General features: G+C 57.3%; 13 protein-coding genes and 1 pseudogene. 7 read left to right on the forward strand and 7 right to left on the reverse strand.

The window, feature by feature from the left end; translation table 11 throughout:
• Nucleotides 1–16 precede the first annotated feature (16 nt).
• The 3 genes from Q669_RS12855 to yghU are packed head-to-tail and all read right to left on the reverse strand — an operon-like array spanning nucleotide 17 to nucleotide 4,161.
• Nucleotides 17–892, reverse strand: coding sequence for a universal stress protein (locus tag Q669_RS12855; RefSeq protein ID WP_022992569.1), 876 nt, complete (start codon nucleotides 890–892; stop codon nucleotides 17–19).
• Complete coding sequence (locus Q669_RS12860) at nucleotides 867–3,272, reverse strand: Lon protease family protein (protein ID WP_022992570.1); 2,406 nt, start codon at nucleotides 3,270–3,272, stop codon at nucleotides 867–869. Before Q669_RS12860 ends, Q669_RS12855 begins: the two co-directional genes overlap by 26 nt.
• A gap of 16 nt (nucleotides 3,273–3,288) precedes the next feature.
• Nucleotides 3,289–4,161: a glutathione-dependent disulfide-bond oxidoreductase gene (gene yghU, locus Q669_RS12865; protein ID WP_022992571.1), complete on the reverse strand. Its 873-nt coding sequence runs from the start codon at nucleotides 4,159–4,161 to the stop codon at nucleotides 3,289–3,291.
• 158 nt (nucleotides 4,162–4,319) lie between these two features.
• Here yghU and Q669_RS12870 point away from each other — a divergent pair, with 158 nt between their 5' ends.
• From Q669_RS12870 to Q669_RS12880, 3 genes are read left to right on the forward strand one after another with little or no spacing between them, the layout of a single operon-like run.
• Entirely contained in the window at nucleotides 4,320–4,679 is a 360-nt protein-coding gene (locus tag Q669_RS12870) for a hypothetical protein (RefSeq protein ID WP_227501105.1), read from the forward strand.
• Nucleotides 4,680–4,683: 4 nt separating this feature from the next.
• Nucleotides 4,684–7,059, forward strand: a complete 2,376-nt coding sequence (locus tag Q669_RS12875) for an ABC transporter permease (RefSeq protein ID WP_022992573.1) — start codon at nucleotides 4,684–4,686, stop codon at nucleotides 7,057–7,059.
• 27 nt (nucleotides 7,060–7,086) lie between these two features.
• Nucleotides 7,087–8,295, forward strand: coding sequence for an efflux RND transporter periplasmic adaptor subunit (locus Q669_RS12880; RefSeq protein ID WP_036149664.1), 1,209 nt, complete (start codon nucleotides 7,087–7,089; stop codon nucleotides 8,293–8,295).
• A 37-nt stretch (nucleotides 8,296–8,332) separates the two neighbouring features.
• On the opposite strand, the gene Q669_RS12885 is transcribed toward Q669_RS12880, so the two are convergent.
• Both Q669_RS12885 and Q669_RS12890 read right to left on the reverse strand, forming a co-directional pair.
• On the reverse strand, nucleotides 8,333–8,635 hold the full coding sequence (locus Q669_RS12885) for a type II toxin-antitoxin system RelE/ParE family toxin (protein ID WP_022992575.1): 303 nt from the start codon (nucleotides 8,633–8,635) through the stop codon (nucleotides 8,333–8,335).
• A complete protein-coding gene (locus Q669_RS12890) occupies nucleotides 8,623–8,880 on the reverse strand; it encodes a type II toxin-antitoxin system Phd/YefM family antitoxin (RefSeq protein ID WP_022992576.1) in 258 nt (85 codons plus the stop codon). Before Q669_RS12890 ends, Q669_RS12885 begins: the two co-directional genes overlap by 13 nt.
• A gap of 184 nt (nucleotides 8,881–9,064) precedes the next feature.
• Here Q669_RS12890 and Q669_RS12895 point away from each other — a divergent pair, with 184 nt between their 5' ends.
• Both Q669_RS12895 and Q669_RS12900 read left to right on the forward strand, forming a co-directional pair.
• Nucleotides 9,065–9,316 carry a type II toxin-antitoxin system Phd/YefM family antitoxin gene (locus Q669_RS12895; protein WP_022992577.1) on the forward strand — a complete coding sequence of 84 codons (252 nt, stop codon included), beginning with the start codon at nucleotides 9,065–9,067 and terminating at the stop codon, nucleotides 9,314–9,316.
• Nucleotides 9,313–9,567, forward strand: a complete 255-nt coding sequence (locus Q669_RS12900) for a Txe/YoeB family addiction module toxin (protein ID WP_022992578.1) — start codon at nucleotides 9,313–9,315, stop codon at nucleotides 9,565–9,567. The genes Q669_RS12895 and Q669_RS12900 overlap by 4 nt, the downstream gene beginning before the upstream one ends.
• 60 nt (nucleotides 9,568–9,627) lie before the next feature.
• Here the strand turns inward: Q669_RS12900 and Q669_RS12905 are convergent, their stop codons facing one another.
• Complete coding sequence (locus Q669_RS12905; RefSeq protein WP_022992579.1) at nucleotides 9,628–10,338, reverse strand: hypothetical protein; 711 nt, start codon at nucleotides 10,336–10,338, stop codon at nucleotides 9,628–9,630.
• Nucleotides 10,339–10,480: 142 nt separating this feature from the next.
• Between Q669_RS12905 and Q669_RS12910 the strand changes: the two genes are divergently transcribed.
• Nucleotides 10,481–10,726 (forward strand): type II toxin-antitoxin system CcdA family antitoxin, encoded by a 246-nt coding sequence (locus tag Q669_RS12910; protein ID WP_036149681.1) that lies wholly within the window; start codon nucleotides 10,481–10,483, stop codon nucleotides 10,724–10,726.
• The gene (locus tag Q669_RS12915) at nucleotides 10,726–11,043 is read left to right on the forward strand and encodes a CcdB family protein (protein WP_022992581.1); all 318 of its coding nucleotides are present in this window, start codon (nucleotides 10,726–10,728) and stop codon (nucleotides 11,041–11,043) included. Before Q669_RS12910 ends, Q669_RS12915 begins: the two co-directional genes overlap by 1 nt.
• Before the next feature lie 39 nt (nucleotides 11,044–11,082).
• Here Q669_RS12915 and Q669_RS12920 read toward each other — a convergent pair.
• A pseudogene (locus tag Q669_RS12920) lies at nucleotides 11,083–11,403 on the reverse strand (IS21 family transposase); the annotation flags it as partial.
• Nucleotides 11,404–11,670 lie beyond the last annotated feature (267 nt).

Genomic DNA, 11,670 nt, shown 5'->3' on the forward strand with positions numbered 1-11,670 from the left:
CACAACAGCGGTTTGCTCAGGGCGTGATGGTGACCGGTAGATTCAGCTGGCAAAGCAGGGACTCCGCGCCTTGCTGTTCAAACAGGCTGCACTGACGGCTGATCACCAGCTGTGCTGCTCCCTCCTCCCGCACGGCCCTCGCCATGGCAGCAGCACCGGCTTTGGGCAAACACCTGACCCGGGCAGCAATGCCCCCGGCTTCAAGCATGGCTGCAAGCTCCTCAAGCAATTCGGGATCATCAGCGGCGTCTGAGCGCACCAGAACCGTCAGCGCCCGCTGCCCACGCCTGGCCAGCTCCACGCCTACCCGCACAGCCCGATGATTCGCGCCCTGATCGTGGTTCAGCAACACCACCACCCTGCCCGGTGGTAATGAGCGCGATTCCGGCCACAACAGCACATCTCCCGGTGCCTGCCGTAACAGGCCCCGGGCGGTTGAGCCCAGCTTGAAAGATGAAATACCGGACCAGCCAGCCCCGCCGAGCACCAACAAATCATCAGGCTGTACCAGCCCCAATACCTGCTCTACCACTTCACCCCGGCATAATCTCAGTGCCTGGGCCACACCCCAGGGCGCCAGGGTTCGCTCGAGAGTACGGCGAAGCTTCTCTGCAGTTGCCTGCATACGGACTTCCAGAGCGTCGACATCCATGGGCCTCGCCACGCCGGAACTCCGGCCCACTTCCCGGGCAAAACCGTAACCGGCGCTACGCAGCAGGCTTACTTCCTCCACAAAGATACCCAGAACTTCGGCTTGCTGCGCACGTGCAATGTCTGCCGCAGCCTCCAGGGCTGCCAGACTCCGCCTGGAACCATCCAGCAACACCAGTATCCGCCGGACCACGGCGGGGTCTGGTTCCGGAGTTTTATGACTGACCGTTGTGTCCGCCATTGCCATTATCCTGCCCCGTGTCTTTGTCCTTGCTTTTGCCAACCTCGGCAAATGCGGCCAGCCTGTCTGCCACGCGTCGGTTAAAGCTGCCCTCAGGGAACACGCCATCAGCATCCGGTTGCCCCGGCTCCAGGCCCGTCAACAACTCAATGGCCTGGTCGATATGGGTAACGGGATAAATGGAGAACCTTCCGTCCTGCACCGCTTCCCGCACCGATTCATTCAACATCAGATGCTCCACATTGCTGGCCGGCAACAAGGCACCCTGGCTGTTTACGCCGCCGTCCTGCCGGCAGACATTGAAGAAGCCTTCAATCTTTTCGTTGACGCCACCCACCGCCTGCACCTCACCATGCTGGTTCATGGAGCCGGTAACCGCCAGGGACTGCTTGAGCGGAACGCCGGCGATGGCGGACAACAACACACAGGTTTCCGCCACCGAGGCAGAATCCCCTTCCACGCCACCGTAGGATTGTTCAAAGGCCAGACTGGCCGACAGTGAAAGCTCATTCATCGGCGCATAACGATTGGCCAGGAACCGGGACAGAATCATCACCGCCTTGCTGTGGATCGGCCCACCAAGCTTGGCTTCCCGCTCGATATCCACCACCTGGCCCTTGCCAGGGCGCGCCGTGGCGGTAATTCGGGTGGGCTGACCAAAGCGGGTGGCGCCTAGCTGCAGTACCGATAGACCATTCACCTGCCCCACCTGCTCGCCCTGAGTGGCAATCATCACCACACCCCGGCGAATCTGCTCCAGACTGCGCTCACGGACCCGGCTCGCCCGGTAGTCCCGCTCGTCAATGGCCTGCTGCACATGGCTGGCGCACACCTGCGGGCTGTTGGCCACACCAGCCCAGTGGTCCGACTCAGTGAGCAGATCTTTCAGTACACGATCGTGGGCCGTCAGCTTGTTCTGATCGCTGGCCAGACGGCTCGCGTGTTCAATCAACCTGGCAACCGCCTCCCTGTCCAGGGTTCTTACGCCAGCCGACCGGGCCATAGTGGCAATCATCCGGGCGTAGAGTAAGTAGCTGGCCTCATCCCGCTCCATGTCGTCCTCAAAATCCGCTTCCACCTTGAACAGGTCCAGAAAGTCCGGATCGTAGTGGGACAGCAGGTAATACAGCATCCGGTCGCCAAGCAGCACCACCTTTACCGAAAGCGGAATCGGCTCCGGTTGTTGGCTTACCGTGGTGGCGAGGCCATACAGGCGCTCCAGGGATTCGATGCGGATCTCGCCGGAAAAGAGTATGCGTTTGAGGCTTTCCCAGGCCATGGGCTGCGACAGTACCCGCCGGGCGTCGAGGATCAGGTAGCCACCGTTGGCCCGATGCAGAGCCCCGGCCCGAATCAGGGTGAAATCCGTGTACAGGTTACCCTGGTGGGCCCGGTGTTCGATCTGACCTGCCAGGTGTTGGTGGTTGGGAAGATCTTCATAGATGACGGGGGCCCCACGGGTCTCGGCATTATCCACCAGCAGGTTCACCCGATAGCGGTTCAACAACCCTGCCGGTGCGCCGTTTTCAGTATCCTGAAACGCCTCGGCATGCTCCACCACATCCTCTCGCACCGCGTCGAGGTGAGCCATCACGGCCGGCACGTGCCCCCACTTCTCGCGCAGCTCCCCCATGGGGCCGCCCAGGGTAAGCTGAACCATTTCTTCATTCAGGGCATGGACCCGCTCCCGGACTTCCTTGCGCAGCCGGGGCACCTGCTGGATGGCCTGCTGCAGCTTTTTCTGGAGGTCTTCCACCTTGGATTCGACCAACTCCTTTTCCTCATCGGAGAAGGTCTTGTATTCCTCAGGTTCAATCACCTCGCCGTTGCGCATGGGCGCAAAGGTAAAACCTGCCGGGGTGGTGAGCATGGCTATATTGTTGGCGTTTGCCTCTTCCTGAATCTCAGACAGGCCTTGCTGCTGGCGCCGGGTAACCTCTTCCTGCAATTCCTGAATACGGGCCTGGTATTCCTCGCTTTCAAAGGTGGCCGGTATGGTGGTCTTCAGTTCGTTGGCCAGTTCGCTCATATCGGCCTTGAACAAGCGACCCTCCCCCGGCGGCAGCTCAATGGCCCCGGGTTTGTCCGACTGCTGAAAATTGAACACATGACACCAGTCCGACGGCACCGGTTTTTCCGCGGCATGGCTGGCCAATACCCGCCGTACCAGCTCATGCTTGCCGGCACCGGAGGGCCCCAACACGAACAGGTTAAACCCCTGGGCCTTCATGCTGGCCCCGAATTCCAGGGCACGCAGTGCCCGGTCCTGACCGAAGGGCAGAGCCAGATCTTGCAGACTTTCCGTGGTTTCAAAATCCAGTTTGTCCAGCGGGCACCGATGGTAGATCTGTGCTTCGGTCAGAGCGTCGGGCAGAGCCATCCGTCCTCCTTATGGCTTAGGCGTTGCCTTCCAGTTTGTCCTGGGTGCGCAAATCAAAATCGCTGGCATCGTGCCGCTCGTGCAGCTGGGAGGCAAGATCGCCCCAAGCCTTGTTCACCATACGGCCACGCTTTACTGCCGGGCGTTTGGCCACCTCGTCGGTCCAGCGAACCACGTTGGTATAGGTGTGGGCTTCCAGGAATTCGGCCGCCTCGTACACCATGTTTTTCACCAGGGCTCCGTACCAGGGCCAGATGGCCATGTCGGCGATGGTGTATTCATCACCGGCAATGTACTGGTTATCCGCCAGCTGACGATCGAGCACGTCCAACTGGCGCTTCACTTCCATAGTGTAGCGGTTGATGGGGTACTCGTACTTTTCTGGCGCGTAGGCATAAAAGTGACCAAAGCCGCCTCCCAGGAAAGGCGCACTGCCCATCTGCCAGAACAGCCAGTTCATGGTTTCGGTGCGTTTGGCCGGGTCCCTGGGCAGAAACGCATCAAACTTCTCCGCCAGGTAGAACAGAATGGAACCAGACTCAAAAACCCGGATGGCCGGGTCCACACTGCGATCCAGCATGGCAGGGATCTTGGAGTTGGGATTCACCTTCACGAACCCGCTGCTGAACTGATCCCCTTCGGTGATGCGAATCAGCCAGGCATCGTATTCCGCCTCCTTGATGCCTTTTTCCAGCAGCTCCTCAAACATGACCGTTGCTTTCACACCGTTGGGCGTTGCCAGGGAATAAAGCTGGAACGGATGCTCCCCCACCGGCAGCTCTTTTTCATGGGTAGGGCCGGCGATGGGGCGGTTGATGTTAGAGAACTTGCCGCCGTTGTTCGGATCCCATTTCCAGACTTTCGGAGGTGTGTAAGTTGGGTCACTCATTCCGTTTTCTCCCATTGGCTTTACAGGGTTAGTGGCATAACTGTAACCGAATCCGGCACGGGTACGCACGTGGAATACGTCTGCGCGGGATCAATAATCGGTCATCGGTATTGGGCTATACTCGGCTCTGGATCAACTGGACTGCAATGGAACCTGCCATGGCGTGTCACGCCGACCGGACCGCTCCTGTCTTTCAAACGAAAGGCCTGACCAAAACCTACCGTCAGGGCGATGTGGAAGTACATGCCCTGCGGGGGGTCGATATCAGCCTTTATCCGGGGGAGCTGGTAGTGATGCTGTGCGATGAGCCTACCGGAGCCCTGGACTCGGCCACCGGTATACTGGTCCTCGCGGCATTGGAACGGGCCAACCGGGAAACCGGCACCACCACAGTGATCATCACCCACAATGCTTCAATCGCGAACATGGCGGACAGAGTAATCACCCTTTCGGATGGCGTGATCAGCGGTGAGCACCGCAACTCAGAACGCCAGGACCCGAACACCCTGAGCTGGTGATGCCATGATTTTCGGGCCGAGCGTACTGCACACCAAACTGAGACGGGAAATCTGGCAGATGCGCGGCCAGCTGCTGGCGATCGCGCTGGTGATTGCGGGCGGGATCGCGGTTTGCCTGATGTCCCTGGTCAATTACTCCTCCCTGACGGCCACCCGGGATCAGTACTATCAGGAGCACCAGTTTGCTGATGTTTTCGTTTCGGTAAAACGGCCCCCCCGCCATGTGCTGCAAACGGTTTCCAAGCTACCGGGTGTGACCCGCCTGAGCGGCCGGGTGGAAGGCGCCGCAAAGCTCAGTCTCCCCGATTACGATGAACCTGTGTCGGCCCACCTGGTGTCTGTTCCTCCGGCCGGCCAACCCGAGGTAAACCAGCTGTATGTCCGGCAAGGTCGACTGCCAAGCGCCACCCACGCCAATGAAGTCGCAATCATTGGCAGCTTCGCGGATGCGCACCAGCTCACTCTGGACGACAGTTTCAACGCCATCATCAATGGCCGACAACAAACCCTGAAAATCGTGGGCATTGTCGAGTCGCCGGAATTCATCTACGTGATACCTCCGGGGGGCATGCTTCCGGATTATCAGCGCTTTGGCGTGCTCTGGCTGAATCAGGAAGCACTGGCCGCCGCCATGGACATGCGGGGTGCCTTCAACAGTCTGGTGCTGCAGATCGACCCGCGGCATCCTGTGGAAGATGTGATCGACCCACTGGACCGGTTGCTGGCGCGCTACGGCAGTACCGGTGCGTTCGCCCGGGCTGACCAGTTCTCACACCGTTTTCTCAGTGACGAGCTCGAGCAGCTGAAGGCCATGGCGATTATCTTTCCGTCCATTTTTATGGGCGTCGCCATGTTTCTGCTCAATGTGGTGGTGACACGCCTGATCAGTACCCAGCGGGAAATCGTCGCCATTCTCAAAGCCTTCGGCTACAGCAATGGCCAGATCGGCTGGCACTACAGCCAACTGGTGCTGGCCATTGCGTTTACCGGGCTTGCCATCGGCTGCGCCAGTGGCCTCTGGCTGGGGCATCGGTTGGGAGAGCTGTATATGGATTACTACCGCTTCCCTTCGCTACTGTTCCGAATCAATCCCTGGTGGCTGGCGTTACTGGCCCTGATCAGTATGGCAGTTGCACTGCTCGGCGGCTGGCGCTCCATCCGCGCGGCGGCCGCCCTGCCCCCGGCGGAAGCCATGCAGCCCGAGAGCCCCGCCCGATACCGGGTTACCGTTACCGAACGGCTGCTGGGCTGGGTGCGCTTTCATCAGCCTTCACGCATGATCGTCAGGCAGCTTGCCCGCAAGCCTGGCCGAACCGCCCTCTCGGTATTCGGCATTGCCATGGCAACGGCCATCGTGGTGGTGGGCAATTTCCAGTTCAGCTCTGTTTCGCTGATGGTGCACACCCAATTCGCCCGGGTGCAGAAGCAGGACCTGACCGCCACACTCACCGACCCGGTCAACCCGACCGCACTGTACGGAATGGCGCGCCAATCCGGTGTGCGTTACGTCGAAGGACGCCGGGCCGTTACGGTAGAGCTGGTTAACGAGCACCGCAGATGGCGCACGGTGCTCACCGGCTTGCCCCGGGACGCCAAACTGCAATTTGTGGTTAACCAGGATCTGGAGAACGTGGCCATTCCTTCTGCCGGCCTGTTGGTAACCGACTTTCTGGCCAAGGCCCTGAATGTTGAGACCGGAGACACAGTTCGGGTGCGAGTGCTGGAAGGCCGACGCCCGGAACTGGACCTCACGGTGGCTGGCGTTACCAGCGAGTTCCTCGGTGTGGGCGCCTACATGAATCTGACCGCCATGAACAAGGCGCTGCGTGAAGGCCCGAGAGTGAACCAGATGCTGATGAATCTGGCGCCGGAGCAAACCAACACCGTCTACCAGGAACTCCGGGATACGCCGGGAGTGATGGCCACCAATCTGCGGCAGGCAATGCTCGACAGCTTCTTCGAGACTCTCGCGCGCACCTTCCTGACCTACACCTTCATCATCAGCCTGCTCGGCGGCATTATTGCTTTTGGTGTGATCTACAATACCGCGCGGATTTCCCTGGCCGAACGAGGGCGAGACCTGGCGAGCTTGAGAGTACTGGGGTACAGCCACAACGAAGTCGCCCACATTCTGCTCGGAGAACTGGCCATACTGCTGTTACTGGGAATTCCTCTGGGTTGGGCGGTTGGTTTTGGATTGGCAAGTTTTGTGGTTACCGCGATGCAGACCGAACTCTATCGCGTTCCCCTGGTCCTGACCGGCCAAACCCTGGCATTGGCGGCCAACGTGGTCATTTTGTCGGCATTGATTTCCGGCTTCATCACCTGGTGGCGACTTCGTAAACTGGACCTTGTCGCGGTTCTTAAAACCCGCGAATAATTCATACACACTCACATGGGACCCAACATGGCGACACAACGCATCTCCAAAGGAAAATGGGCCTTTTGGCTATTGATGGCCCTGGTGGCAGCCATCGTGTTCGCCCTCATCCTGCGGCCAGAGCCGGTTTGGGTAGACCTGGCCAGTGTCGAGCGCGGCCCCATGGAAGTGACCATTCTGGAGGAAGGCAAAACCCGGGTAAAAGACCGCTACCTGATTTCCTCCCCCGAGGCTGGCTACGTTCACCGGGTTCAGCTGGACGTTGGCGACACCGTGATTCCCGGTGAGCTACTGACCTTCGTGGACCCGACACCCGCCAGCATCCTGGACGCCCGAACCCGTGCCGAAGCCGAGGCCCGGGCAGCCGCCGCCCAGGCGGCACTTCAGTCCATCCAACAAAAGGTTCAGGCGGCCGAGGCTGATGCTGAGTTCGCTCAGAATGAATACCAGCGCCTGCTCGCTCTGGAAGAATCCCGCTTTGTCTCCACCGAACAGTTACAACAGGCGAAATCCACGGCAGCCCGGGCACAGGCAATCCTGCGTTCCGCCCGCTTTGATGAAGAGGTGGCCGCCCATGAACTGGCCGCCGCTCAAACCCGGCTGCAGATTTCAACCGCGTCCATTAATGGCCAAAAACCTGCCGAGCGGGTAGCCGTGCGCTCTCCGGTTAACGGTGCGGTTCTGGCTCTGGTGCGTCAGAGCGAGGGCGTCATCCAGGCCGGCGAGCCGATACTGGAGGTCGGAGACCCTGGCGCTCTGGAAGTGGTGGTCGACGTGCTCAGCTTCGACGCCGTCAAACTGGAGCCGGGTTTACGTGTCCGCCTGAGTGGCTGGGGCGGGCCGGAGCTGGAGGCTGCCGTCCGGCGTATAGAACCCATTGGCTTTGAGGACCTATCAGCGCTCGGCGTGGAGGAACAACGGGTGCAAGTCATTGCCGATATGGTGAGCCCACGGGAACACTGGCAACAGCTGGGGGATGGCTACCGGGTGGATGCGGATTTCATTCTCCGGCAAGCCGAGGATGTTCTTCAGGTACCCGCCTCCGCGATTTTTGAGTATGAAGGTCAGCCTGCGGTGTTTGTGGTTGAAGATGAGGTAGCCAAACTACGAGCGTTGGCTACGGGTCCATCCAATGGGTTGATGACTCAGGTGACAAACGGCTTAACGGAAGGAGATCAGGTGGTTCGGCACCCCGACCGGGGGCTGGAGGATGGTGATCGGATTCGGGTGCGGTAGGGGGGATTTCGGGGTTTGTATACCTCAACACGCCTGGTTAGCTGCTGCCAAGCATGTACGCACGAAGCTGCCGTTCCTCCCGCATGACATAGAGGATGAGAACCCGTTTCTCATACTCACGATACAAAATGCGACACGGTGAAACCACTGCCTCCCTGTATACCGAATCAGGGAGCTCAGGAGGAATCCGCCCGGATTGGGGAAAATTTTCCAAACGTTCGATCTTATCGAAAACTTCCTGGACCAGCTCACTTGCGGCAGCAGGATTGTCCAGAGCAATGTACTCAGCGATAGCATCCAGTTCTTGAAGGGCGGGCTCTGTCCAGATTACTTCAGCCATTTACTCATTTTCTCCCTGGCCTCACTCTGGCTGTACGTTCTTCCCTCAAGTACAGCACGCTCCCCCCGTGAGAGCCCCTCAAGCAGCTCAAGTCGGCGCTGCATAAACTCGTAATCCTGCACATCGACAAGGTATGCCGATGGCTGACCATGTTCCGTGATCAGTATTGGCTCTTTAGACAAGTGCAGGTCGGCCAGAATCTTTGTGGCTTGGCGCTTGAGGTTCGTAACAAGCTCAACTTTCATGGGCTCACCCTGAATCAGACTAGTAGTGACACTATAGTATCACTTTTCAGGTGAGGCAATCACAGCTAACGCGCGGGTTTGGAGCCGCGAAGCAGCGGAAAATCGGTCGCTGTGCAGCCGATTGTTAAACCCTCTTACGTACGGTATCCTGACCATGATCAACATCCTGTACAGGAGCAACCTTATGGATGCCATCAGCTACACAGCCGCTAGAACCAATCTAGCAAAAACCATGAAGCAGGTCTGTGAAGACCATTCCCCTGTGATCATTACCCGGAGCAAGTCCCAGTCAGTGGTTATGATCTCCTTGGAGGACTACGAGGCGCTGCAAGAAACGGCATACCTTCTGCGCGCACCGAAAAACGCACGGCGTTTGCTGGAATCTGTTGCCGAACTAGAGCAAGGCGGTGGTCAAGAAAAGGAACTTCTTGAATGAAACTCATCTTCTCTGAGAACGCATGGGAAGACTATCTGTACTGGCAGAAAACCGACAAAAAGATTCTTAACCGAATCAACAAGCTGATCAAAGAGACCAAGCGAGAACCGTTCGAAGGTGTTGGCAAACCAGAGCCCCTCAAACACAGCCTCGCCGGGTACTGGTCTCGCCGAATCAATGAAGAACACCGAATAGTTTACAAAGTCACGAATGACGCTTTGCTTATCGCCCAACTCCGGTATCACTACTGATTTAACGCGGAAATAAACCGCGTGCGCTGCGCAGCAGTGCAGGTCGGTTTGATTGATTTGTTAGCACTTGCGGCCAAGGTACTGCCTTCGCCCTTCGTAGTCACTCATGTTGTTCGGGAAAGGCCTTTTACACCTTGGACAAATGGCCCTCTGTGACTGGCCACGCTTATAGATTAGCCTGTACAGCTTTTCTGGCATCCAAGGCATATCTATGACTTCAAGCCCACTTTTCCCGATGTACCCGCATTCCGGGCAAGCGCTAAGGGAGAAGAAGCCTTCTGGCAAATCAGTCTCAAGAAGCACAATAAACTGAGATGCCACGCGCTTGATGTATTCCCGCGTGTTGTCTTTGGTCAGCCCAGTATTGAAAATGCAACCATCTTGATCGTGCACCATCCAGAGATCTTCGCTCAGTTCATCCCAGATGCTATAGATAGGTTCGTAATCAGACCTTGAATAGAAAGCAGCTAGAATGTCTGCTCCAACTTCTGGTTCCAAATTACCCGATACGATTTGCTCACACAGAGCTTTCGCATAACCCCTTAAAGCATCTTTATCTGGGGGCAACGATAGACCAAGATCTCTTAGCGATTTTTGAAAATATAATTCAACCTCTTCCGAGTCCGGATCTCGCTCTAGTCCAATGCTTGCTAGGATGGCGACATTCTCAGCGTCAACACCCTCGTACAGCAAAGACTCTGCCCAGGTGGTGTAATCCCCAGCATGTGCACTACCCAAAGCTCTTTTTCCGACAAGGTGTTCAAATTTCATATGGTGCTAACGCCTTGGCTTTGCGGCGTGACGGAGCGCCAGCGTAGGCACGTCCGACAACAGCCATTGGTTAAATGCTTGCATGCGCATAGCTATGCGCATAAGATCAAACTTTGTATTCTATATCTTCTGGGAGGCCCTCATGGCCGAACTCTATAACTCAGCCGCCCCCAAAAAAGCAGCGAACCTCTCAATCAACAGCGATCTTCTGCGTAAAACCCGGGAACTGAACATTAACTTGTCTGCCACCCTGGAACGAGCTCTGAAAGAAGAGCTTTCGAAACGCGAAGCCGCTCAATGGGTTGAAGATAATCGCGCTGCGATAAAAAGCTACAACGATTTCGTCGAACAACATGGATGCTTCGGCGACGAATTCAGGGAGTTCTGATGGCACAGTTCGATGTGTACCCCAACCCGAGCAAAATCAGCAAGGCTCACTATCCTTACCTGGTGGATATTCAAAGCAGCCTTCTGAGCGATTTGGCAACTCGCATTGTTATCCCTTTGGGCAAACGTTCTGCCTTCGGTGGCGAAGCCATGCAAGGGCTCACTCCCGAAATCAGCTTTGCCGATGAGGAGCTGTTGCTGTTAACTCCGCAAATTTCCTCCGTGCCTGAAAAACATCTCAAGAGCCCTATTGGCTCTCTCTCACATTTCAGAGACCAGATTGTTGGAGCTTTGGACTTGGCTATCACCGGCATTTAACGCCAGTGGTAATGGGCGGTGTCAATGGCCATTGACAGCCGTGTATTCCTCCCACAGCAACTGCTTGGTCACGCCTTTGCGTTTGAGTTCCTGATGGACTGTCGCCCAGTCCGGCTGCTGATAGCGGACGGACGAGGTGGGATCGGAGCCGGGATAGAACATGGCCGCAAGGCGGCCGTCGTCCAAGTCCTTTGGCAATGGCCAGGTGATTTCCAGGGTATCGGCCCGGGCCAGGAGCTTCTGGATGGCTCCGACACTGGTCTTGGTGCTGGCGCTGATCTGCCGGATCGAGAGCCCGGCGTCCAGCCTCAGGCGAAGCAATTCTCTGATTTTGCGCATTGGAATTCTCTTTGCTGCCATGACCCTGATCCCCAAAAAAAGGAACCAGAGTAGCAAACGGTTGAATAAACAATGCGTTAAGAAAGATTCTGGTTGAACGTGAACACCGATTCCGGGAACGTGAACACGGATTCCGGCATGGTGAACACCGATTCCGGAAAATCACCAGAAAGTGTTCATCTTCGACCGGAATGACTGTTCACGTTGAACCAGAATAGGTGTTCATGTTCGTCCGGAATGGGTGTTCACGATGGGCCGGAATATGCAACAGCCAGATCATGGCGATCC

This window comes from Marinobacter sp. C1S70 (assembly GCF_000475355.1).
In the GTDB taxonomy this organism is placed as follows: Bacteria; Pseudomonadota; Gammaproteobacteria; order Pseudomonadales; family Oleiphilaceae; genus Marinobacter; species Marinobacter nauticus.

What these genes read in the sequence shown, in the direction of transcription:
- Q669_RS12855 (WP_022992569.1), bottom strand. Translation starts at nt 892, where the DNA reads ATGGCGGACACAACGGTCAGTCATAAAACTCCGGAACCAGACCCCGCC.
- Q669_RS12860 (WP_022992570.1), bottom strand. Translation starts at nt 3,272, where the DNA reads ATGGCTCTGCCCGACGCTCTGACCGAAGCACAGATCTACCATCGGTGC.
- yghU (WP_022992571.1), bottom strand. Translation starts at nt 4,161, where the DNA reads ATGAGTGACCCAACTTACACACCTCCGAAAGTCTGGAAATGGGATCCG.
- Q669_RS12870 (WP_227501105.1), top strand. Translation starts at nt 4,320, where the DNA reads ATGGCGTGTCACGCCGACCGGACCGCTCCTGTCTTTCAAACGAAAGGC.
- Q669_RS12875 (WP_022992573.1), top strand. Translation starts at nt 4,684, where the DNA reads ATGATTTTCGGGCCGAGCGTACTGCACACCAAACTGAGACGGGAAATC.
- Q669_RS12880 (WP_036149664.1), top strand. Translation starts at nt 7,087, where the DNA reads ATGGCGACACAACGCATCTCCAAAGGAAAATGGGCCTTTTGGCTATTG.
- Q669_RS12885 (WP_022992575.1), bottom strand. Translation starts at nt 8,635, where the DNA reads ATGGCTGAAGTAATCTGGACAGAGCCCGCCCTTCAAGAACTGGATGCT.
- Q669_RS12890 (WP_022992576.1), bottom strand. Translation starts at nt 8,880, where the DNA reads ATGAAAGTTGAGCTTGTTACGAACCTCAAGCGCCAAGCCACAAAGATT.
- Q669_RS12895 (WP_022992577.1), top strand. Translation starts at nt 9,065, where the DNA reads ATGGATGCCATCAGCTACACAGCCGCTAGAACCAATCTAGCAAAAACC.
- Q669_RS12900 (WP_022992578.1), top strand. Translation starts at nt 9,313, where the DNA reads ATGAAACTCATCTTCTCTGAGAACGCATGGGAAGACTATCTGTACTGG.
- Q669_RS12905 (WP_022992579.1), bottom strand. Translation starts at nt 10,338, where the DNA reads ATGAAATTTGAACACCTTGTCGGAAAAAGAGCTTTGGGTAGTGCACAT.
- Q669_RS12910 (WP_036149681.1), top strand. Translation starts at nt 10,481, where the DNA reads ATGGCCGAACTCTATAACTCAGCCGCCCCCAAAAAAGCAGCGAACCTC.
- Q669_RS12915 (WP_022992581.1), top strand. Translation starts at nt 10,726, where the DNA reads ATGGCACAGTTCGATGTGTACCCCAACCCGAGCAAAATCAGCAAGGCT.